At 76.1% G+C, this 21,533-nt stretch carries 22 protein-coding genes and 1 riboswitch; of the genes, 7 read left to right on the forward strand and 15 right to left on the reverse strand.

The features are described 5' to 3' along the window. Position 1: 1 nt before the first annotated feature. A complete protein-coding gene (gene pheS / locus EV189_RS05505) occupies positions 2-1,111 on the reverse strand; it encodes a phenylalanine--tRNA ligase subunit alpha (RefSeq protein WP_130491978.1) in 1,110 nt (369 codons plus the stop codon). Positions 1,112-1,162: 51 nt separating this feature from the next. After that, positions 1,163-2,206, reverse strand: a complete 1,044-nt coding sequence (locus EV189_RS05510; protein ID WP_231116102.1) for a sensor histidine kinase — start codon at positions 2,204-2,206, stop codon at positions 1,163-1,165. A 108-nt stretch (positions 2,207-2,314) separates the two neighbouring features. Between EV189_RS05510 and EV189_RS05515 the strand changes: the two genes are divergently transcribed. Further along, positions 2,315-2,923 carry a cyclase family protein gene (locus tag EV189_RS05515; RefSeq protein WP_407938120.1) on the forward strand — a complete coding sequence of 203 codons (609 nt, stop codon included), beginning with the start codon at positions 2,315-2,317 and terminating at the stop codon, positions 2,921-2,923. A 28-nt stretch (positions 2,924-2,951) separates the two neighbouring features. Then, positions 2,952-3,041: riboswitch (ZMP/ZTP riboswitch) on the forward strand. 21 nt (positions 3,042-3,062) lie between these two features. Further along, complete coding sequence (locus EV189_RS05520) at positions 3,063-4,538, forward strand: glycine hydroxymethyltransferase (RefSeq protein WP_130491981.1); 1,476 nt, start codon at positions 3,063-3,065, stop codon at positions 4,536-4,538. A 57-nt stretch (positions 4,539-4,595) separates the two neighbouring features. Here EV189_RS05520 and EV189_RS05525 read toward each other — a convergent pair whose 3' ends face one another. The 5 genes from EV189_RS05525 to infC all read right to left on the reverse strand — a co-directional run bounded on the left by EV189_RS05525 (position 4,596) and on the right by infC (position 8,917). Continuing rightward, positions 4,596-6,503 (reverse strand): ABC transporter ATP-binding protein, encoded by a 1,908-nt coding sequence (locus tag EV189_RS05525; protein WP_130491982.1) that lies wholly within the window; start codon positions 6,501-6,503, stop codon positions 4,596-4,598. A gap of 148 nt (positions 6,504-6,651) precedes the next feature. Beyond that, positions 6,652-7,494, reverse strand: a complete 843-nt coding sequence (locus EV189_RS05530; RefSeq protein ID WP_165400152.1) for a TrmH family RNA methyltransferase — start codon at positions 7,492-7,494, stop codon at positions 6,652-6,654. A gap of 18 nt (positions 7,495-7,512) precedes the next feature. Further along, entirely contained in the window at positions 7,513-7,890 is a 378-nt protein-coding gene (gene rplT / locus EV189_RS05535) for a 50S ribosomal protein L20 (protein ID WP_130491983.1), read from the reverse strand. A 47-nt stretch (positions 7,891-7,937) separates the two neighbouring features. Then, the gene (gene rpmI / locus EV189_RS05540; protein ID WP_130491984.1) at positions 7,938-8,132 is read right to left on the reverse strand and encodes a 50S ribosomal protein L35; all 195 of its coding nucleotides are present in this window, start codon (positions 8,130-8,132) and stop codon (positions 7,938-7,940) included. Between the two features lie 86 nt (positions 8,133-8,218). Further along, positions 8,219-8,917: a translation initiation factor IF-3 gene (gene infC, locus EV189_RS20955; protein ID WP_130492879.1), complete on the reverse strand. Its 699-nt coding sequence runs from the start codon at positions 8,915-8,917 to the stop codon at positions 8,219-8,221. A gap of 324 nt (positions 8,918-9,241) precedes the next feature. On the opposite strand from infC, the gene EV189_RS05550 reads away from it, so the two are divergent. Beyond that, positions 9,242-9,730 carry a DUF1844 domain-containing protein gene (locus EV189_RS05550; protein WP_231116104.1) on the forward strand — a complete coding sequence of 163 codons (489 nt, stop codon included), beginning with the start codon at positions 9,242-9,244 and terminating at the stop codon, positions 9,728-9,730. A gap of 19 nt (positions 9,731-9,749) precedes the next feature. Here the strand turns inward: EV189_RS05550 and EV189_RS05555 are convergent, their stop codons facing one another. Both EV189_RS05555 and EV189_RS05560 read right to left on the reverse strand, forming a co-directional pair. Continuing rightward, complete coding sequence (locus tag EV189_RS05555) at positions 9,750-10,130, reverse strand: tautomerase family protein (RefSeq protein ID WP_130491985.1); 381 nt, start codon at positions 10,128-10,130, stop codon at positions 9,750-9,752. Position 10,131: 1 nt separating this feature from the next. Next, a complete protein-coding gene (locus EV189_RS05560) occupies positions 10,132-10,842 on the reverse strand; it encodes an SseB family protein (protein ID WP_130491986.1) in 711 nt (236 codons plus the stop codon). Positions 10,843-10,868: 26 nt separating this feature from the next. On the opposite strand from EV189_RS05560, the gene EV189_RS05565 reads away from it, so the two are divergent. Further along, a complete protein-coding gene (locus EV189_RS05565) occupies positions 10,869-11,456 on the forward strand; it encodes a uridine kinase family protein (RefSeq protein ID WP_231116105.1) in 588 nt (195 codons plus the stop codon). Here EV189_RS05565 and EV189_RS05570 read toward each other — a convergent pair. Together EV189_RS05570 and hisG are read right to left on the reverse strand one after the other, a co-directional pair. Continuing rightward, complete coding sequence (locus EV189_RS05570) at positions 11,432-11,869, reverse strand: PH domain-containing protein (RefSeq protein WP_130491987.1); 438 nt, start codon at positions 11,867-11,869, stop codon at positions 11,432-11,434. The genes EV189_RS05565 and EV189_RS05570 overlap by 25 nt on opposite strands. Before the next feature lie 26 nt (positions 11,870-11,895). Then, positions 11,896-12,741: an ATP phosphoribosyltransferase gene (hisG, locus tag EV189_RS05575; protein ID WP_130491988.1), complete on the reverse strand. Its 846-nt coding sequence runs from the start codon at positions 12,739-12,741 to the stop codon at positions 11,896-11,898. Positions 12,742-12,865: 124 nt separating this feature from the next. On the opposite strand from hisG, the gene EV189_RS05580 reads away from it, so the two are divergent. Then, entirely contained in the window at positions 12,866-14,074 is a 1,209-nt protein-coding gene (locus tag EV189_RS05580) for an aminotransferase-like domain-containing protein (protein WP_130491989.1), read from the forward strand. A gap of 63 nt (positions 14,075-14,137) precedes the next feature. On the opposite strand, the gene EV189_RS20605 is transcribed toward EV189_RS05580, so the two are convergent. After that, positions 14,138-14,686 (reverse strand): hypothetical protein, encoded by a 549-nt coding sequence (locus tag EV189_RS20605; protein ID WP_165400150.1) that lies wholly within the window; start codon positions 14,684-14,686, stop codon positions 14,138-14,140. On the opposite strand from EV189_RS20605, the gene EV189_RS05585 reads away from it, so the two are divergent. Next, the gene (locus EV189_RS05585; RefSeq protein ID WP_231116106.1) at positions 14,673-16,106 is read left to right on the forward strand and encodes a DUF1800 domain-containing protein; all 1,434 of its coding nucleotides are present in this window, start codon (positions 14,673-14,675) and stop codon (positions 16,104-16,106) included. The two genes, EV189_RS20605 and EV189_RS05585, sit on opposite strands and share 14 nt — an antisense overlap. Then, positions 16,103-17,380 carry a DUF1501 domain-containing protein gene (locus tag EV189_RS05590; protein ID WP_130491991.1) on the forward strand — a complete coding sequence of 426 codons (1,278 nt, stop codon included), beginning with the start codon at positions 16,103-16,105 and terminating at the stop codon, positions 17,378-17,380. The genes EV189_RS05585 and EV189_RS05590 overlap by 4 nt, the downstream gene beginning before the upstream one ends. 4 nt (positions 17,381-17,384) lie before the next feature. Here the strand turns inward: EV189_RS05590 and dhaM are convergent, their stop codons facing one another. From dhaM to dhaK, 3 genes are read right to left on the reverse strand one after another with little or no spacing between them, the layout of a single operon-like run. After that, the gene (gene dhaM, locus EV189_RS05595) at positions 17,385-19,655 is read right to left on the reverse strand and encodes a dihydroxyacetone kinase phosphoryl donor subunit DhaM (protein ID WP_130491992.1); all 2,271 of its coding nucleotides are present in this window, start codon (positions 19,653-19,655) and stop codon (positions 17,385-17,387) included. Positions 19,656-19,657: 2 nt separating this feature from the next. Then, on the reverse strand, positions 19,658-20,308 hold the full coding sequence (gene dhaL, locus EV189_RS05600; protein WP_130491993.1) for a dihydroxyacetone kinase subunit DhaL: 651 nt from the start codon (positions 20,306-20,308) through the stop codon (positions 19,658-19,660). Beyond that, entirely contained in the window at positions 20,308-21,309 is a 1,002-nt protein-coding gene (gene dhaK / locus EV189_RS05605) for a dihydroxyacetone kinase subunit DhaK (RefSeq protein WP_130491994.1), read from the reverse strand. The genes dhaL and dhaK overlap by 1 nt, the downstream gene beginning before the upstream one ends. Between the last annotated feature and the right edge of the window lie 224 nt (positions 21,310-21,533).

Below are 21,533 nucleotides of genomic sequence, written 5' to 3' on the forward strand. Positions count from 1 at the left end.
GTCAGACCTCCAGGCCGAACGGAAGGGTGAAGCGGACGTCGCCCTCGACCATGTCGCGCATGTCCTCGCCGTCATGGCGGACCATCAGCGTGCGCTCGATGCCCATGCCGAAGGCGAAGCCCGTGTAGCGCTCGGGGTCCACGCCGCAGGCGCGCAGCACCCGCGGGTTGACCACGCCGCAGCCGCCCCACTCGACCCAGCCCTCCGAACGGCAGGTGCGGCACGGGCGCGACGGGTCGTCGACCGACGCGCCGTGGCAGACCCAGCAGCGCACGTCGATCTCGGCGCTGGGCTCGGTGAAGGGGAAGAAGTGCGGGCGCAGCCGCGTGACGATGCCGGGCCCGAACATCGCCGTGGCGAAGTGGTCGAGCGTGCCCTTGAGGTGGGCCATGGTGAGCCCCTCGTCGACCGCCAGGCCCTCGACCTGGTTGAAGACCGGCGTGTGCGTCGCGTCCAGCTCGTCGGTGCGGTAGGTGCGGCCGGGGCACACGACGTAGACCGGCAGCTCGCGCGTCAGCAGCGTGCGCGCCTGGACGGGCGAGGTGTGCGTGCGCAGGATGACGCGCGAGGACGGCGGGTCGACGAAGAACGTGTCCTGCTCGGCCCGGGCCGGGTGGTCGGGCCCGAAGTTCAGCGCGTCGAAGTTGAGCCACTCGGTCTCGACCTCGGGACCCTCCGCGACCTCCCAGCCCATCGCCACGAACACGTCGACGATGCGCTCCGCGACCGTCGTCAGCGGGTGGCGGGCTCCCAGCGGCGCCCGGTCGTAGGGCAGCGTGACGTCGACGGCCTCCTCGACCAGCGCGCGGGCGTCGCGCTCGGCCTCGAGCGCGGCCTGCCGCTCCGCGTGGGCGCGCTCCACGGCGCCCAGCACCGCGCCGACCCGCTTGCCCGCGTCCGCCCTGGCCTGGGGCGGCAGGGCGCCGATCTCGGCGCGGGCGAGGCGCAGCGGGGCCCGGTCGCCCAGGTGGGCGACCTTCGCCGCGTGCAGCGCCTCGAGGTCCTCGGCGGCGGCGAAGGCGGCGAGCGCCGCCTCCTGCTGCGCGGCGAGCGCCTCGGGCTGCAGGGTGCTGACCTCGACGGGGTCGAAGGACCGGTTGGGTGCGGACACGGCAGGAAGTCTAGGGAGCCGCGCCGACGGGCCGACGACCGCTGCGCGCGCTCAGCCGAGGTCGGGGACCCCGGAGGGCAGCTCAACCGCGAACAGCGCACCCCCACCGTCGCCGTCGCGGATGGAGATCCGGCCGCCGTGCGCCTCGACGAGCCCGCGGACGATGAACAGGCCCAGCCCGGTGCCGCCGTGCCGCCCGGAGCGCCAGAACTTCGTGAAGACCCGCTGGCGCATCTCGGCGTCCACGCCGTCGCCCTCGTCGCGGACCTCCAGCGCAGTGCCCCCGTCGGGGAGGCCGCGCAGCCCGATCGTGACCAGCCCCTCGCCGTGGCGCAGGGCGTTCTCCAGCAGGTTGCCGATCACCTGGTCGAGCTTGTCGCGGTCCGCCCAGAGCTCCGGCAGCGGGCCCTCCACCGCGACCCGGAAGCGCTCCGGCTCGTAGCCCGAGACGACGAGCGCCGCCACGTGCTTGTCCACGGTCGCCGCCAGGTCCACGGGCACGCGGTTGACCGCCAGGCGGCCCGAGTCGATGCGCGCCGTGTCGAGCAGCTCGGTGATGAGCCGGGTCACGCGGTCGGCGTCCGCCTCGACCGTCTCGAGCATGAGCCGCTTCTGCTCGTCGCTGAAGCGGTCCCAGCGCTTGAGCAGCGTCGCGGTGAAGCCCTTGACGCTGGTCAGCGGGGAGCGCAGCTCGTGCGCGACCGTCGACACCAGCTCGGCGCGGCCGCGGTCCTCCCGCGCGCGGGCCTGCCCGCTGCGCACGGTGATGACGACGCGCGCGACGGGGCCGAGGGGCCGCTCGCGCACGTACCGTGCGGCGACGAGGACCTCCGCGCCGTCGGGCAGCAGCAGGGTGCGCTCGGGGTGACCGGTGACGGTCGGCAGGGAGTCCCAGGGGCGTACGCAGTCCCACCAGACGCGGCCCTCGCGGTCGGCGAGCGGGACGACCTGGCCGAGCGGGCGCCCGGGCACGGCGCCCGGCCCGAGCAGCCGGCGGGCCACGCCGTTGACCAGCGTGACGACGCCCCCGTCGCCGGCCACGACGAGGCCGTCGGGCAGCTCCTCGACGGCCAGCAGGCCGTTCGCGTCGTCCACGTCCGGAATCGTACGGAGTGGGCCGTCCGCCCCTGCCTGCGCCACCCGCTACAGTTCGCCGCCGTGCCCCGCGACCTGGTCGACCTGAGCCACCCCATCGTCCCCGGGATGCTGACGTACCCGGGCATGCCCGGGCCGCGGCTCTCGACCTGGGTCAGCCGGGAGCAGTCCGCCGAGCGCATGGGCGGCGCGTCGTCGTTCGAGATCCTCTCGGTCGACCTCGTCGCCAACACGGGGACCTACCTCGACGCCCCCCGGCACTACTGGGCCGACGGCCCCGACGTCGCCGGCCTCGCGCTCGAGCGGCTGGTCGACGTGCCGGTCGCGCTCGTCGACGCCCGCGGGGACGGCCCGGTGCCGCCCGAGCTGCTCGCGGAGGTGCCGCGCGGGAGCGCGGTCCTCGTCTGGACCGGGTGGGACCGGCACTGGGGCAGCGAGACGTACGGCACCGGCGGGCCGCACCTCCCCGCCGCCAGCGTCGAGGCGGTGCTCGCCCGCGACCCCGCGCTGGTCGGCATCGACGCGCTCAACATCGACTCGATCGCGGACCCGACGCGCCCCGCGCACTCCGGCCTGCTGCGCGCCGGTGTGCCGATCGTGGAGCACCTCACCGGGCTGGTGGCGCTGGCGGGCCGCAGCGCCCGGCTCACGGTGCTGCCGCCGCCCTTCACCGAGATGGGCACGTTCCCGGTGCGCGCGGTCGCCGTCCTCGACTGATGCGGGTGGGCGCCGCGCGATAGGCTGCCGGGGCAGTCGTGACTGGCGCGAAAGACGGGTCACCGTCGTGGAGCGGCTGCGTCGACCGTGACGGGAGCCGCGCGCCTGGGCCTGCCGCGACCGCAGCGAAAGGGCTCTCATGACGGCGACCGACCAGCACGCCCCGTCCACCGCCACCTCCGGCCTCTCCCCCGAGTCCGTGGCGTACCGCGCCGCCCTCGAGGTCGTCGCCGGCGTCGAGCCGCGCATCGCCGAGGCGATCCGCGCCGAGCTCGCCGACCAGCGCGAGTCGCTCAAGCTCATCGCCAGCGAGAACTACGCCTCGCCCGCGACGCTGCTCGCGATGGGCAACTGGTTCAGCGACAAGTACGCCGAGGGCACCATCGGCCGCCGCTTCTACGCCGGCTGCAAGAACGTCGACACCGTCGAGGCGCTCGCCGCCGAGCACGCGCGCGAGCTGTTCGGCGCGCCGTACGCCTACGCCCAACCGCACTCGGGCATCGACGCCAACCTCGTCGCCTTCTGGGCCGTGCTCGCGGCGCGGGTCGAGGCGCCGGCGCTGGAGAAGCTCGGCGCGCGTCTCGTCAACGACCTCACCGAGGCCGACTGGGAGGAGCTGCGCCACGAGCTCGGCAACCAGCGGATGCTCGGCATGTCGCTCGACGCCGGCGGCCACCTCACGCACGGGTTCCGCCCGAACATCTCCGGCAAGATGTTCCAGCAGCGCAGCTACGGCACCGACCCGGAGACCGGGCTGCTGGACTACGACGAGCTGCGCCGCACCGCGCACGAGTTCAAGCCGCTCATCCTCGTCGGCGGCTACTCGGCGTACCCCCGGCTGGTGAACTTCCGCATCATGCGCGAGATCGCCGACGAGGTCGGCGCCACGCTGCACGTCGACATGGCGCACTTCGCGGGTCTCGTGGCCGGCAAGGTCGTCACCGGCGACTTCGACCCCGTGCCGCACGCGCACATCGTCACGACGACGACGCACAAGTCCCTGCGCGGCCCGCGCGGTGGCCTCGTGCTCGCGCAGGAGGAGCTCGCCCCGCAGGTCGACCGCGGCTGCCCGATGGTGCTCGGCGGTCCGCTCCCGCACGTCATGGCGGCCAAGGCCGTCGCGCTCGCTGAGGCGCGCCAGCCGTCGTTCCAGGACTACGCGCAGCGGATCGTCGACAACGCCCGCGCGCTGGCGGAGGGCCTGCAGCGCCGGGGTGCCCGCCTCGTCACCGACGGCACCGACAACCACCTCGTGCTGCTCGACGTGTCGTCGTACGGCATCACCGGCCGCCAGGCCGAGGCGGCGCTGCTCGAGTCCGGCATCGTCACCAACCGCAACGCGATCCCCCGCGACCCCAACGGCAACTGGTTCACGACCGGCATCCGGGTCGGTACGCCGGCGCTGACGACGCGCGGGCTGGGCACGGCCGAGATGGACGTCATCGCCGACCTCATGCACACCGTGCTCTCGGGCACCACGCAGGGGACGGGCAAGGACGGCGCCGTCTCGAAGGCCAAGCACGTGCTCGACCCGAAGGTGTCCGACGCCGTCGCGCAGCGCGCGTCGGACCTGCTCTCGGGGTTCCCGCTCTACCCGAGCATCGACCTGGGCTGACCCCCGGTCGGCTGCGCGCCCGCTCCCCTCGGGGGCGGGCGCGCACTGCGTCCGGCCTCAGGCGAGAGCCGGGTCCGCCCCGCTCGCGGGCTGCGGCACGCTGCGTCCCACCGCGAACTGCGTGCGGTGCAGCTCGGCGTAGCGCCCTCCGCGGGCGAGCAGCTCCTCGTGCCGCCCGGCCTCGACGACCTGGCCGCCCTCGACGACGAGGATCTGGTCGGCGGCGCGCACCGTCGACAGCCGGTGGGCGATGACGAGGGCCGTCCGCCCGTCGAGCGCCTGGGCGAGGGCCTCCTGGACGGCCGCCTCGGAGGTCGAGTCGAGGTGGGCCGTGGCCTCGTCGAGGATGACGACCCGCTGACGCGCGAGCAGGACCCGGGCGATCGTCAGCCGCTGCCGCTCCCCTCCCGACAGCCGGTAGCCGCGCTCCCCCACCACGGTGTCGAGGCCGTCGGGCAGGCTGCGCACCAGCGCGTCGAGGCGGGCGCGGCGCAGCACGTCCCAGAGCTCCTCCTCGTCGGCCTCCGGGCGCGCGAGGAGCAGGTTGGCCCGGACCGACTCGTGGAACAGGTGGCCGTCCTGGGTCACCATGCCCACCACCGCGCGCCGCGTCGCCGCCGAGAGCTCGCGCAGGTCGACGCCCCCGATGCGCACCGCACCCTCGTCCGGGTCGTAGAGCCGGGCCACGAGCGAGGCGATGGTCGACTTGCCCGCGCCGGAGGTGCCGACGAGCGCGACCGTCTGCCCGGGCTCGACGCGGAACGAGATGCCGTGGAGCACCTCGACGCCCGCGCGCGGGTCGAGCTGGGCGACCTCCTCGAGCGAGGCGAGCGACACCCTGTCGGCCGCGGGGTACGCGAACCGCACGCCGTCGAGCTCGACCCCCACCGGGCCCGGCGGGAGCTCGCGCGGCTCCGTGGGCTCGCGCAGCAGCGGCTCGAGGTCGAGCACCTCGAAGACCCGCTCGAAGGAGACCAGCGCGCTCATCACCTCGACGCGGGCGCTGGCCAGCGAGGTGAGCGGGACGTAGAGCCGGGTCAGCAGGATCGCCAGGGCCACGACGTCGCCGGCGTCGAGGCGGCCGCGCAGCGCGTACCAGCCCCCGAGGCCGTAGATGAGCGCGATCGCCAGCGAGGAGACGAGGACGAGCGCGGTCATGAACAGCGTCTGGTTCATCGCGGTCCGCACGCCGATGTCGCGGACCCGCCGCGCGCGGGCCGCGAACTCGCGCGACTCGAGGTCGGGCCGGCCGAACAGCTTGATGAGCGTCGCGCCCGGCGCGGAGAAGCGCTCGGTCATCTGCGTGCTCATCGCGGAGTTGTGCGTCGCCGCCTCGCGCTCGAGCGCGGCGAGCCGCGGGCCCATGCGCCGCGCCGGCCACACGAAGACGGGCAGCAGGAGCAGGGCGAGCACCGTGACCTGCCACGACAGCGTCAGCATGACCGCGAGCGTGAGCAGGAGCGCGACGACGTTGCTGACGACGCCGGAGAGGGTGTCGCTGAACGCCCGCTGGGCGCCGATGACGTCGTTGTTGAGCCGGCTCACCAGCGCACCGGTGCGGGTGCGCATGAAGAACGCGACCGGCATGCGCTGCACGTGGTCGAAGACGGTCGTGCGCAGGTCGAGGATGAGCCCCTCGCCGATGCGGGCGGACAGCCACCGGTTGAGGATGCCGAGCCCGGCCTCGGCCACCGCGAGCGCGGCGATGAGCAGGGCCAGGCCGACCACACGGTGCGTCGACCGGCCCTGGACGATGGCGTCGACGACGCGCCCGGCGACGACGGGGGTGGCGACCCCGATGACCGCGAGCAGCACGCTCAGCGAGAGGAACGCCGCCAGCAGCCGCCGGTGCGGCTCGGCGAAGCCGAGGATGCGGCGCAGCGAGGCGACCGAGAACGGCCGCCGCTCCTGCTCGGCGTTGGCCGCGTGGTACATCGACATGAACGCCGTGACTTCCATGTCCATGCGGCGGCCTCCTCTGCTCGTCCCCGTCGACGCTCGGGCAGCGGGCCCGCGGCGGTCAACCGGATTCCCCGGCGGACGCTAGCCGCGCCCACCGACAGGAGGACGGCGGCGGGCCGACGAGCTCAGCGCCGCACCCGGGGCGGGGCCGTCAGGCGCGCTGGGCGCGGGCGCTGGCGTACAGGCAGACGGCGGCGGCCGTCGCCAGGTTGAGGCTCTCGGCCCGGCCGTAGATCGGCAGCCGGACGACGTCGTCGCACAGCGCGAGCGCGTCGTCGGGCAGCCCCCAGGCCTCGTTGCCGAACACCCAGGCAGTGGGGAGGCCGAGGTCGCCGGCCGCCTCGGCCTCCGGGAGCGGGCGGCCCTTCCCGTCGGCCGCGACCACGCGCAGCCCGGCGGCGCGCGCCTGCTGGGCGAGCTCGGCCAGCGGCGCGCCGAGCGCGACCGGGAGGTGGAACAGGCTGCCGGCGGTCGCGCGGACGGCCTTGCCGTTGTAGACGTCGACGGAGGCGTCGGTGAGCACGACGCCGTCGGCGCCGGCGGCGTCGGCCGCGCGCAGGACGGTGCCGGCGTTGCCGGGGTCGCGCACGTTGCTCAGCACGGCGACGAGCCGCGGGGAGCCCGCGAGCAGGGAGCCGAGCGGGACGTCGAGGAAGCCGCAGACGGCCACCACGCCCTGCGGCGTCACGGTGCCGGCGAGCTCGGCGAGCACGTCGCCGGCGACGCGGACGACGTCCGCCCCCGCCGCGGAGGCGGCGGCGAGCAGCTCGGGCTCGCGGCCGGCCAGCTCGTCGGTGACGAGGACGGAGGAGACGAGCGACGGCGTGCAGGCCAGCGCCTCGCGCACGGCCTGCGGGCCCTCGGCGAGGAAGCGGCGGTCCTGCTCGCGGAACGAGCGCTTGGCGCAACGCCGCGCAGCCGCGACCCGCGGGTTGCGGGAGGAGGTGACCAGCGAGGTCCCTCCCCCGGCGTCCCGGGGCCGCGGCTGCGACACGTGCGTACGGCGGTGGTGCTAGGCGGCGGCGGGCGCCTGCGCCGGCACGTTGGCCCGCGCGACCTCGACGAGCGCCGCGAAGGCGGCCGCGTCGTTGACCGCGAGCTCGGCGAGCATGCGGCGGTCCACCTCGACACCCGCGGCCTTGAGGCCCTGGATGAAGCGGTTGTAGGTCATGCCGTTCTGGCGTGCAGCGGCGTTGATGCGCTGGATCCAGAGGCGGCGGAAGTCGCCCTTGCGCGCCTTGCGGTCGCGGTAGGCGTAGACGAGCGAGTGGGTGACCTGCTCCTTGGCCTTGCGGTAGAGCCGCGAGCGCTGGCCGCGGTAGCCGCTGGCCTGCTCGAGGATCGCGCGGCGCTTCTTGGGCGAACCGACGCCTGCCTTCACGCGTGCCACGTTGGTGCTCCTTCAGGGTGTGCTGGGGACGAGGGACGGACGAGCGCTCAGCGACCGAGCAGCTTCTTGATGCGCTTGACGTCGGCCCCGTCCACCGGCTGGGTGCCGTCGAGGCGACGGGTCAGCGTGGAGGGCTTGTGCTCGAGCAGGTGCCGGCGGTTGGCCTGCTGGCGCAGGACCTTGCCGGTGCCCGTGATGCGGAACCGCTTGCTGGCCCCGCTGTGCGTCTTGTTCTTCGGCATGGCGCCGGTCTCCTCGTTCCTTCGACTCTTCACAGGTCCGCCGCGGCCGGGACGGCCGCGGCGGAGGTCTCGATCCCCGCGCCCCGCTACTGCGTGGGCTCTCCCGCACCGGCGGTCGCCGCCGCGGGCTGCTCGCTGGGCGCCGCGAGGGCGCCGTCGTCCAGACCGTCGTCCAGGCCGTCCGGCAGGTCCGCGTCGAGGTCGACGTCGGAGCCGGCCGCCCCCTGGGCGCGCCGGGCCTTCGCCTCGCGCGCCTCGGCCATGGCCTCGGTCTTCTTCTTGTGCGGCCCGAGGACCATGATCATGTTGCGGCCGTCCTGCTTCGGCGAGGACTCGACGAAGCCGAGCTCCTGGACGTCCTCCGCGAGGCGCTGCAGCAGCCGGTAGCCCAGCTCGGGGCGGGACTGCTCGCGACCGCGGAACATGATCGTGATCTTGACCTTGTCCCCGGCGTTGAGGAACCGGACGACGTGACCCTTCTTGGTGTCGTAGTCGTGCGGGTCGATCTTGGGCCGGAGCTTCATCTCCTTGATGACGGTGTGAGCCTGGTTGCGCCGCGACTCACGCTCCTTCATCGCGGACTCGTACTTGAACTTGCCGAAGTCCATGAGCTTCGCCACCGGCGGGCGGGCCATCGGGGCGACCTCGACCAGGTCGAGGTCGGCCTCCTGGGCGAGGCGGAGGGCGTCCTCGATGCGGACGATGCCCACCTGCTCGCCGTTGGGACCCACGAGCCGGACCTCGGGGACGCGGATCCGGTCGTTGATGCGGGGCTCAGTGCTGATGCTGACTCCTTGCGGACGGGGCGGGGGGAGACCTGCGCGTCCGCCGGCGGGGCCGGGCGTCCGCGACGCAACCGTCGTGCCAACGCTCCCGACCGGCCGTGCCGCGTGCGGCACGAGGGGGACGACGGGGTGCGCCAGGCCGTGCACCGGAGCGCACTGCCCGGGCTGCCGCTGCTCGCGGCGCCCGCGTCCTGACCGGACCCGGGAGCGGCTCGCCAGAGGCGGGTCCGCGCCGGGTGGGAGGCTGGCCTCCGCTTGCGCGCCCGAGCGGCTCCGAGGGGTCCCGGGTCCGGACGAGCGGGTCGACATGACAGGGTACCAGTCATGAGCGCTGAGGACACCCCGTCGTATTCCGGACCTGCAGACGACACCGCGGGAGCGGCTCGGGACACCTCTGCGGGAGCGGCTCGTGACACCTCCGCGGGAGCGGCTCGTGACACCTCCGCGGGCGCGGCTCGTGACACCTCCGCGGGCGCGGCTCGTGACATCGCCGAGGTCCCGGCGGTCGAGGTCGTGTCCGCCGCTGCCCTGCACCTCATGAGCGCCGCGGCGGTGAAGTGCGGGCTGGCCGAGGACGAGGAGCAGGCGGGCCACCTCGACCTCGACGAGGCGCGCACGCTCATCGAGGCGCTCGCCGGGCTCGTCGTCGCCGCCGCGCCGCGCCTCGGCTCGCACCACGCCGCTCCCCTGCGCGACGGGCTTCGTAGCCTGCAGCTGGCCTTCCGCGAGGCCTCGGTCGTCCCCGACGAGCCCGGCGACGGCCCGGGCGAGCGGCTGACCGGCCCCGTCTACCCGACGGCCTCCTCGCGCTAGGGGGCGGAGCGCTGGGGCGTCACGCCTCCACGCGGTACGCGAGGGCGAGCTCGTCGCCCGGCACCCCGCGGATCAGCCAGTCGTGCCGAGGCGTCTCGACCAGCGTGACCTCGAGGTCGTCGGCGCCGATGCCGAGCGCGGCGAACTCCTCGACGAGCGCGGCGTAGTAGCGCTTCTTCGCGTCGACCGAGCGGCCCTCGAACAGCAGCACCTCGACCACGACGTACGCCGCGGTGCGGCCGGGCGGCGCGAGGAAGTCCTCCGGCTCGAACCAGAGGAACCGGTGGAACCGCTTGTCCTCCGGCAGCCCGACGGCCCGCACCGCGGCGCGGTGGAGCGCGTCGCTCAGCTCGCTGCGCCGGGGGCGCAGCCCCACCTGGGCGTAGACCTTGACCTGCACCTCAGACCCCCTCCACCTGCTCGACGGCGATGTCCAGCCCGGTGAGCACCCGGGCCTGCAGCAGCTCGAGCCCCTGGAGGGCCGGCGCCACCTGCGCGAGGACCTCGCGCACCGGGCGGCCGGAGCCCACCCGGAGCACGAGCCGCGCGTCGCCGCCGGCGAGCGGCTCGAAGCGCACGCCCACCACCTCCGGGACGTCCGCCAGCGCCGCGCGCACCGCCGCGGGGGCGGCGTCGTCGGCCCACAGCGGCGGCTGCACGCCCTCCTCGGCGACCAGGCGGAGCAGCGGCCCGGTCACGGCGAAGACCACCGGCCCCGCGGGGTCGAGCACGAGCGCCTCCGCCCCCTCCGCGGCGGCCGAGAGCGCCGCGCGGGACGCCTCGACCGGCACGGGCCGCGCATCGGCGCGCCAGGCGGCGAGGGTCGCGAGCGAGGTGAAGGCGGGCAGCGCCCGGCGGCCGTCCGGCCCGGCGAGCGTCACCAGCGCCATGTCGGTGGCCTTCTCGCGGCGCAGCCCGTCGACCGGCTCGTCCTCCTCGACGAGGACGGCGACGACCGGCACGAGGACGCGCGCCCGCGACAGGGCGTAGCGGACCTGAGGGGCGCGGGCCGGGTCGGCGGCGTACGCGTCGAGCGCCTCGCGCAGCACGGGGTCAGCCCCGCCCGCGTCACCGGCGAACCCGGGGTCGGGGATGCCGCGTCCGGTGCTCACGCGCGCTCCCTGGCACGCTGGGCGCCGTGCGCACCGACCCCGGCGACCTGGCGCACCGGGTGCGCGCCGCACCTGCGCGGCTCGGCGGCTCCCGGCTGGTCTGCGTGGACGGGCCCGCCGGGTCGGGCAAGACGACCCTCGCCGGGCTGCTGGCCGGCGCGCTGGGCGCTCCCGTGCTCCACCTCGACGACGTCTACGCGGGCTGGGCCGGGCTCGACGGCGTCGCCGAGCGGGTGGCCGGGCAGGTGCTGGCCCCGCTCGCGGAGGGCCGGCCGGCGACGTACGCCACCTGGGACTGGGCGCGGAGCCGCTGGGGCGGCAGCGCGAGCCTGCGGCCGGGACCGGTGCTGGTGCTCGAGGGGTGCGGCGCCGGGGACCGGCTGCTCGCGGCGCACGCGTCGCTGCTCGTCTGGGTCGAGGCGCCGAGCGCGCTGCGGCTGGAGCGCGGCCTCGAGCGCGACGGCGAGGCCCTGCGCGCGGAGTGGGTGCGCTGGCGCGAGGTCGAGGCGGCGCACTTCTCCCGCGAGGGCACGCGCGGGCGTGCCGACCTCCTGGTCGACGGCGCCGCGCCTCCCGTGACGCTGCTCGCTCACGGCGCGTCCGGGGTGGAGTAGCGCAGGACGAGGGTGGCGATCTCGCGGCCCTGGCGCTGGGCGTAGTCCCCCTCGGAGCCCTGCACGCCCATCGCCGAGAGCGAGGTGCCGTCGGAGAGGTCGAGCACCAGCCAGGGCTCCCCCGGGTGCAGGTGCAGGCTCAGCACCTCGGCCCAGGCGAGCCGGCGACGGCCCAGGACGTTGACGACCTCGAGCCCCTCCTCGCGCGCGACGACCCGCACGTCGGCCAGCCGGTGCAGCACCCAGACCAGCGCGAGGACGAGCAGGACCGTGAGGATGCGGTCGGCCGGCGCGAAGCTCGTCACCAGGAGGGCGAGCAGCACCGCGGCGGCGAGGAGGACCAGCGCCACGGCGTACGGCACCCACCGCCCCCAGCGGGGCCGGAAGGTCCGGGGCAGGGCCGGGGACGCCACCGTCGTGCTGGTCGGGGTCGAGCCGCTCAGAGCCGGCAGGCGTGGATGCCGGTGACGAGGATGCCGCGGGCGCCGAGCTCCCAGAGCTCGTCCATGACCCGGTTGGTCTCGTGGCGCTTGACCATGGCCCGCACCGCGACCCAGCCCCGGTCGTGGAGGGGGGACACGGTCGGGGACTCCAGGCCCGGCGTGATGGCCACGGCCTGCTGGACCAGCTCGGCGCGGACGTCGTAGTCCATAAGGACGTACTGCCGGGCGATGATGACGCCCTGGATGCGCCGGACGAGCTGATCGACCGCGGGGTCGGGGGCGCTGCCCGTGCGGCGGGCGAGGACGGCCTCGCTGCGCAGGATCGGCTCGCCGAGGACCTCGAGCCCGGCCTGGCGCAGCGTGGTCCCGGTCTCCACGACGTCGGCGATCGCGTCGGCGACGCCGAGGCGGACCGAGGTCTCGACGGCGCCGTCGAGGCGGATGACCTCGGCGGTCACCCCGAGGTCGGCGAGGTGCTTGGCGACGAGACCGGCGTACGACGTCGCGACCCGCTTGCCCGCGAAGTCCTGCGGCCCGGTGGCCGTGCCGGGCCGGGCGGCGTAGCGGAACGTCGAGCGCGCGAAGCCCAGCGGCAGGATCTCCTCGGCGGGCGCGCCGGAGTCGAGCAGCAGGTCGCGGCCGGTCACACCGACGTCGAGCTGGCCCGAGCCCACGTAGACCGCGATGTCGCGCGGGCGCAGGAAGAAGAACTCGACGTCGTTCGCCTCGTCCTGCAGCACGAGCTCGCGCGGGTCGTTGCGCTGCGCGTAGCCCGCCTCGCGGAGCATGTCGCTGGCGGCGGCGGACAGGGAGCCCTTGTTGGGCACGGCGACCTTCAGCACGTCGCCATCCTCCCAGACGCCCGTACGCGGTGGCGCGGTGTCCGCCATGCGGTCGTCGCCGCGGCGGCGGCGAGCGCGGTCCTACGCTGCCGGGACGACGCGCAGCCGTCCTCGGAGGTGCCCCATGACGCTCGCCGCCCCGCACCCCGGTGCGCACGGAGGCCCGCTCGCCGCCCGCCTCGCGGGCGTCCGCAGCTCCCCGGTGCGCGACCTGCTCGCGCTGGTGGACCGCCCGGGCGTCATCTCCTTCGCCGGAGGCCTGCCGGCGCCCGAGCTGTTCGACGTCGAGGGGCTGCGCGCGGCGTACGCCGAGGTGCTGACCGGGCCGGCGGCCCGCAGGAACCTGCAGTACGCCCCCACCGAGGGCGACCCCGCGCTCCGGGCGGCGGTGGCCGCGCGGATGACCGGGCGCGGACTGCCCACCACGACCGAGCAGCTGCTCGTGACGACGGGCTCGCAGCAGGCGCTGACGCTCGTCGCCGCCGCGCTGCTCGACCCCGGCGCCGTCGTGGCGGTCGAGGAGCCGACGTACCTCGCGGCGCTGCAGGTCTTCCAGCTCGCCGGCGCGTCCGTCGTGCCGGTCGCCTCCGACGCCGACGGCGTCGACCCCGACGACCTCGCCCGCGTGCTCGCCGAGCACCGGCCGGCGCTCGTCTACCTCGTGCCCACCTTCGCCAACCCGACGGGCCGCACGCTGCCCGAGGAGCGCCGGCGCGCGGTCGTCGAGCTGACCGCCCGGCACGGGACGTGGGTGGTGGAGGACGACCCGTACGGCGAGCTGCGCTACGACGGCGCGCCCGTCCCGGCGATGGCCGCGCAGCCGGGCGCCGACGAGCACGTCCTCCACCTCGGCAGCTTCTCCAAGACCGGCGCTCCTGGCCTGCGTCTCGGCTGGCTGCGCGCGCCGGAGCGGCTGCTGCGCCCCATGACCGTCGCGAAGCAGGCGGCGGACCTCCACACCTCGACGGTCGACCAGGCGGCAGGGGCGGCGTACCTCGCGTCGGCGGACCTCGACGCGCACGTCGCCCGCCTCTGCGCGGTCTACCGGTCGCGGCGCGACGCGATGCTCGCCGCCCTGCCCTCGACGCTCCCGCCGGGCAGCACGTGGACGCGCCCGGAGGGCGGGATGTTCGTCTGGGCCCGGCTGCCCGGTGGTGTCGACACGGCCGCGCTGCTGCCGGCGGCGCTCGCCGCGGACGTCGCGTACGTGCCGGGAGCGTCGTTCTTCTGCGGCGAGCCCGACCACGCCACGCTGCGGCTGTCGTTCACCACGCACACCGAGGACGAGATCGCCGCGGGCACCGCCCGGCTCGCCGTGGTGCTCAGGGGCTGAGCGCCCGGGACGTTCGTCCTCCCGGCTCCGCGCCGAACGGGTGGACGGCCCTGCGCCCTGCCCTCACCGGGGCCGAGGAGAGGTCATGCCCCCCTCGGCGGACTCCCCCAGGCCCGACGCGACCGGCCGCCGCGCCTTCCTCGGCGCGGCGCTGGTCGCCTCCCTGCTCGCCGGCGGCAGCCTGCTCGACGCCGGCACCGCCGAGGCCGCGACGCGCGGTGCGGCGGCGGTGCCGCGCAAGCGCCGCCCGCGCTCGACGACGGCGGCGGACGCGCGGGCCGGGCGGACGACGACGACGAAGGCGCGGCCGAAGGCCGGCAGCGCGACGACCCCGAAGCCGACGCCCGAGCCGGTCGCGAAGGCGGCACCGAAGCCCACGGCGAAGCCGACGCCGAAGCCGACGCCGAAGCCCGGGGCGTCCCCGACCACCCCGCCAGGGACGGGCACGAGCCCGGCGCCGCGTCCCGAGCCGGTCCGTACGCCGCCGCCCGCGCCGCCGGCCCGGATCCCGGAACCGCGGCCGAGCTCGTCGTCGGCCCCGGCACCGTCGACCCCGGCACCGACCCCCAGCACCCCGGCCGCGCCCCCGCTGCCGAGCGTGCCGCTGGACACCGTCCACCTGCTGCGCCGCACGACGTACGGCATCACCCCCGAGCTGCTCGCCGACGTCGCGGCGGTCGGCGGGCCGGGCGCCTGGCTCGAGCAGCAGCTCGCGCCGCAGGGCGTCGCGGACCCGGTGGCCGACGCGGTCCTGGCCCGCTTCCCGCTGGCGGTCGCCGACCCACCGGTCTGCTACGGCGCGATGAGCAACGGCGCCTGGGACTCGATGGTGCAGGTCGTCGGCGCGACGGTCGCCCGCCAGCTGTGGTCGCGGCGCCAGCTGCTCGAGGTGATGGTCGACTTCTGGTCCAACCACCTCAACATCACCTGCCCGAGCAGCGAGGTCTGGGCGACGAAGGCCTGGGACGACGTGCACGTCGTGCGCGCGAACGCGCTCGGCAGCTTCGCCGACATGCTCGCCGCGTCCGTGACGAGCCCGGCGATGCTGCTCTACCTCAACAACGCGGAGAGCCAGGGCCGGGCGCCGAACGAGAACTACGGCCGCGAGCTGCTCGAGCTGCACACGGTCGGCATCGACGCCGGCTACGCCCAGGCCGACGTCGTCGCCGCGGCGCGTGCGCTGTCGGGGCTCTCGGTGTGGAACCCGTGGAACGGCGGGACTGCCGCCACCAACGGCACCTTCCGATACCGCGCGGACTGGCACTGGGTCGGCCCGGTCCAGGTCCTCGGCTGGCAGCACCCCAACGCCGACCGCACGGCCGGGGTGGCGGTCGCCCGCTCGCTCGTGCGCTACCTCGCCGGCCACCCGGCGACCGCGGCCCGCATCGCGCGCAAGCTCGCCGTGCGCTTCGTCTCCGACGACCCGCCGCAGTCGCTCGTCGACGCGCTCGCCGCGGCGTACCTCGCCGGCGGGACGGCGGTCGTGCCCGTGCTCCGCGCGCTGTTCGCGAGCCCGGAGTTCGCGGCCTCGGTCGGGCAGAAGGTGCGCCGCCCGCACGAGGACTGGATGGCGACGCTGCGCGCCGTCGGGGTGGCGCCCGACCCGACGAGCTCGAGCCGCGCCGCGGTCGAGGGCTGGATGTGGGCCGTCGAGGACCTCGGCAACGGCCCGCTCGGCTGGGGGCAGCCGGACGGCTACCCCGACGTCGCGAGCGCCTGGAGCGGAGCCGGCACGACGCTCGGGCGCTGGAACCTCCACCTCGCCGCGGTGCAGCAGTGGTGGAAGGACGGTGTGACGTACGCCGGGCTGGCCGACCGCCTGCTCGGGGCGACCAAGCCGACGACGCGCGGTGCGCTGGTCGACGCGCTGTGCGCCCGGCTGCTCCCGGGCCAGACCCTGACCAGCGCCCACCGCGCAGCGCTTGTCGGCTTCCTCGGCGCCGACGGGCCGGTCCGGAACGGCGACCTCACCTGGATGCTCGGCCCCCTCGTCGCGGTCGTGCTCGACAGCCCGTACTGGAGCGTGCGATGAACCCCACCCCCGAGTCCGGCTGCGGCTGCGCCGAGGACCGTACGCTCAGCCGCCGCCGCTTCCTCACGGCCGCCGGTCTGGCCGGCGCGGCCGCGCTGCCGATGGTCTCCACCCGTGCGGCCTGGGCGGCCTCGGGCTCGTGGTCGGGCCCGGTCCTGCTCGTGCTGTCCCTGCGCGGCGGCATGGACGGCCTCAGCACCGTCGTGCCGGTGGGCGACCCGGACTACGCGCGCAAGCGGCCGGGCATCGGCGTCCCCGCGTCGGTCGCGCTGCCGACCGGCGACCGGATGTTCGGCCTGCACCCGAAGCTCGCCCCGCTGCTGCCGCTCTGGCAGTCGGGCCGGATGGCCGCGGTGCACGCGGTGGGGACGCCCGACGGGTCGCGCAGCCACTTCCAGGCGACCGAGGAGCTCGAGCGGGCCGCGCCCGGGACGAGCGTGCGCACCGGGTGGCTCGACCGCGTCCTCGCGGCGGCCGGCACCGGGACGGTCTACGAGTCCGTCCACCTCGGGGCGGGCACGGTCCCCGCGCTGCTCGCCGGCCCCGCCCCCGCGCTCGCGATGAACGGGCTCGCCGGCTTCGCCCTCGAGGGCGGGGACTGGATCACGCCGCAGATGACGAGGGCGCTGCGCACGCTGCACGCGGGCACGGACCTGCCGACGGCGGCCGCCGGCACCATGACGCTCGACGCGCTGGCGACGGCGCAGTCGGTGGTCGCCGGGCGCGGCGCGCCGCAGAACGGCGCGCAGTACCCCTCCGGCGACCTCGGCTCCGTGCTCGCCGACGCAGCGACGCTGGTCCGCTCAGGGCTCGGCCTGCAGGCGCTGACCATCGACGTCGGCGACTGGGACATGCACAACGGGCTGGGCGACACGGACACCGGCTGGATGGCGACCAAGCTGGCCGAGCTCGCGGCCGGGCTCGCGGCGTTCGCGGCGGACCTCGGGCCGCTGTTCGACCGGGTCACCGTGCTCACCATCTCGGAGTTCGGCCGCCGGGTCGCCGAGAACGGCTCGGGCGGCGTCGACCACGGGCACGGCAACGCGGTCCTCCTGCTCGGCGGCGGACTGGTCGGCGGCCGGGTGCACGGGACGTGGCCGGGGCTCGCGGACGCCGCCCTCGACGACGGCGACCTCGCCGGGACGACCGACTACCGCAACGTCCTCGCCGAGGTGCTCGTCAAGCGGATGGGCCTCTCGACGGGGCAGCTGGGTGGGGTGTTCCCCGGGTTGCCGGTGCGGCTCCCGGGCGCCTTCGCCGCCGCCGCCGCCTGAGCGCTCAGCGCAGGGCGGCCTTCACCGCGGCCACGGCGGGCGGCGGGACCGAGAGCTCGCCGACCCCCAGCGCCACCAGGCGGCGGGCGGACTGGGGGTCGGCCGCGAGGTTCCCGCACACGGCGACCGTCGCCCCGGCCGCCGTCGCACCCCGCACGACCTGCTCGAGCACCCGCCAGACGGCGGTCGCGTCCGGTCGGTGGAGGTGGGCGACGGCCGGGAGCGTGCGCTCGGCCGCCACGAGGTACTGGACGAGGTCGTTGGTGCCCACGCTGACGAAGTCCAGCCCGGCGGCGACCTCGTCGACGGCGAGCGCAGCGGCGGGCACCTCCACCATCACCCCGACCCGGTCGGGGCGCCGGTGGTCCGCGCCACCCAGGGACGCGACCGCCTCGTCGAGCGCCGCCAGGAAGGCCTGCACCTCGTCGGCGAACGTCACCATCGGCGCCATCACGCCGACCTCCCCGTCGTGCGCGTACGCGGCGCGGGCCACCGCGCGCAGCTGCGTCCGCAGCAGCTCGGGGTGGGCGAGGCCGTGGCGCAGCCCCCGCTCGCCGAGGAAGCCGGAGCGCGCCGGATCGAGGTGCAGGGCCGGGAGGTCCTTGTCCCCGCCGACGTCGAGCGTGCGGACGACCACGGGCCGGCCCGGCAGCTCGGCGAGCACGGCGCGGAGCAGCGCGACCTGCTCGTCCTCGTCGGGGAGGTCGGAGCGGCCCAGCCAGAGCAGCTCGGTGCGCAGCAGCCCGATCCCGTCCGCCCCGCCCTCGCGGGCTGCCGCGGCCTCCGCCGCCGAGGCGACGTTGGCCTCCACGCGCACGACCCGGCCGTCGGGGAGGACGACCGGAGCGCGGGCCGTACGTGCCGCCTCCCGCCGCTCCGCCTCCCCGCGCCGGACCCGCTCCTCGGCCGTGGCGACCGCCTCCGGTCCGGCAGGCGCGAGGAGCGTGCCGGCGTCGGCGTCGAGGACCGCCGCGGCACCCTCGGGCAGGTCGAGCACGCCCGGGCCGCACCCGACGAGCAGGGGCAGCCCGAGCCCGCGGGCGAGCAGGCTCGCGTGCGCGGTAGGCGCCCCGCCGGCGGTCGCGGCGCCGGCGGCCCCCGCTGCGGCGAGCGCGGGGACCTGGGAGGGGACGAGGTCCTCGGCCACGACCACCGCGCCGGCGAGCCCGGCGAGGTCGGGCGCCGGGACGCAGCCCGGGTCGAGCGCGGCGAGCACCGCGAGACCGACGTCGAGCACGTCGGCCGCGCGCCCGGCGACGAGCTCGTCGCCGGCGGCGAGCCGCTCCCGGGCGGCGGTGACGGCCTCCCACCAGGCGCGCTCGGCCGAGGCGCCCGCCCCGACGGCTGCGCCCGCCGGCGCCGTGAGCGCAGCGTCGCCCAGCAGCGCCCGGTGCGCCTCGGCGAGCTCGCCCGCTGCGGCCCGTCCCGCTGCGGCGAGGGCGGCGTCGAGCCGTCCCTGCTCGACAGCAGGGTCGCGATCCGCCTCCTCCGGCAGCCGCACGGTGGCGGGCGGGAGTCGGCGCAGCGAGCCCACGGCCAGTCCGGGCGCACCGCACGTGGGGGTCCCGCCCGCGGCCGGCGGCGCCTCCACAGCCTCCCCGTCCTCCCCGAAGCCGCTGGACAGCAGCGCGACGAGCGCGGCCACCACCTCCTCGGCGTCGGCGCCCGCCGCCTGCACCTCCACCTCGTCGCCCCCGCGGAGCGCGAGGCCGACCACGCCGAGCAGGCTGCGGGCGTCCGCGTACGGGCCGCCGGGCCGCCCGACGCGCACCTCGGTCGAGCGCCCCTCCAGCGCGCGGACGAGGACCGCGGCCGGCCGGGCGTGCAGCCCGAGGGGGTTGACGAGCACGGCGCTCCTGCCCGCCGAGGAGGTCAGCGGCTCCGCTCCGGTCCCCGACGCGCCGCGGGCTGCCAGCGCCACGGCGGCCAGGTCCGCCCCGCCCTGCGCCGCGACCGCCGCGGCCAGCGCGCCCTCGACGAGCGGCCCGTCGGCGATGCGGACCCGCCCACGCCGGTCGTCGTCGAGCAGCTCGAGCGCGCTCTCGGCGGTGAGCAGGGCGGAGCCGAGGTCGTAGACGACGACCGCGCCGTCACCGTGCTCGGCCTGCTCGAGCGCAGCGAGGACGAGGTCGAAGCTCGTGCCGATCCCGCCGTCGTCGGTGCCACCGGCGGGGACGACGACCACGTCGGGCGCCATCTGCGCGACGAGCTCGACCACGCCCGCCGCGACGCCAGCGACGTGCGAGACGACGACGAGCCCGACGCGCTCGGGCACCGTCAGCCCGCCGCGGCCGCGGTGCGCTCCTCCGCGACCGCGGCCAGCACGGCGAGGAGCAGGGCGGTGGAGGTCGCGCCGGGGTCCTGGTGCCCCGCGCTGCGCTCACCGAGGTAGCTGGCCCTGCCCTTGCGCGCGACCAGCGGCACCGTGGCCTCCGCTCCCGCCAGTGCAGCGTCGGCAGCGGCCCGCAGGACCTGCGCCGTGTCGCCGCCCGCCTCCAGTGCCGCGCCGGCAGCCTCGACTGCGGGCGTCCACGCGTCGACCATCGTCTTGTCACCGGGCTCGGCCTTGCCGCGCGCGACGATCCCGTCGCGCGCGGCGGTCAGCGCGGCGGCCACGTCGGCCGGCTCGAGCTCGTCCTTGTCCCCCACCGCAGTGGAAGCGCGCAGGAACGCCGTGCCGTACAGCGGTCCGGAGGCCCCACCCACCTTGCGCATCAACGTGGTCGCCACGCTCTTCAGGGCCGCGGAGGGCGAGGCGGGCGGCTCGGTGGCGAGCTGCTCGACGCATGCGGCGAGCCCGCGGGCCATGTTCTCGCCGTGGTCGGCGTCGCCGATGGCGGCGTCGAGGTCGATGAGCCGCTGGCGCTGCTCCTGCACGACGGCGGCGTAGCGGCGTACGCCCTCCACGACGTCCGCGGTCGTCCGCATCAGCAGCCCCAGCGCAGGGCGGGGGTCCAGACGGGGGCGTCCCAGAGCTCGACGAGGTCGTCGTCGAGGCGCAGCAGCGAGATCGACATGCCCTGCATCTCCAGGCTGGTGATGTAGTTGCCGACGAGCCGCCGCTCGACGGCGATCCCGCGCTCGCGCAGCACCTGCTCCGCCCGGGCGTACGCGATGTAGAGCTCGAGCAGCGGCGTCCCGCCCATGCCGTTGACGAACAGCAGCACCCGGTCGCCGGACGCGAACGGCAGGTCCTCGAGCACGGGCTCGAGCAGCCGGTCGACGATCGCGTCGGCCGGCTCGAGCGGGACGCGCTGCCGGCCCGGCTCGCCGTGGATGCCGATGCCGACCTCCATCTCGTCCTCGCCGAGCTCGAACGTCGGCCGGCCCGCGTGGGGCACGGTGCAGGAGGTGAGGGCGACCCCCATCGAGCGGACCTGCGCGACGACGCGCTGGGCGACGGCGGTGACGGCGGCGAGGTCGTCGCCGCGCTCCGCCGCGGCCCCTGCGATCTTCTCGACGAGGACCGTGCCCCCGACTCCCCTGCGGCCGGCGGTGTAGAGGCTGTCCTTCACGGCCACGTCGTCGTCCACGAGCACGGAGGCGACCTCGATGCCGTCCGCGGCGACGAGCTCGGCGGCGGTCTCGAAGTTGAGCACGTCGCCGGTGTAGTTCTTCACCAGGTGCAGCACGCCGGCGCCGCCGTGGGCGGCCTTGCTCGCCGCCTCGACCTGGTCGGGGGTCGGGGAGGTGAACACCGCGCCCGGGCAGGCCGCGGCGAGCATCCCGCGCCCGACGTACCCGCCGTGCAGCGGCTCGTGCCCGCTGCCGCCGCCGGACACGAGCGCGACCCGGCCCTCCACCGGCCCGCCGGCCCGCACGACGAAGTCCGGGTCCCGGGAGACCGCGAGCAGGTCGGGGTGCGCGAGCGCCATGCCGGTCAGCGCGTCCCCCACCGCGTCCGCAGGGTCGTTGAGGATCTTCTTCACGTCCGCCTCCTCGTCGAGACGGCGCCCGCGCCGGGCTGCCGCCGGCCCCCGCCAGGGGTCCGGTCTCCCTGTCCTACCGCAGCGGAGTGCCGCTGACCAGGGCCTCGGGCGTCGGGAATGCGCCGCTGCGCCCGGTCGTTGTGCCAGGCAGCCGTCCCTGGATGCGCAGGCGTGATCCGCCGGTACACGACGCCCACGAGGCGTGGCAGTCAGCATGGGTGCAG

Origin of the sequence: Motilibacter rhizosphaerae (assembly GCF_004216915.1) — a bacterium.
Taxonomy (GTDB): Bacteria; Actinomycetota; Actinomycetes; order Motilibacterales; family Motilibacteraceae; genus Motilibacter; species Motilibacter rhizosphaerae.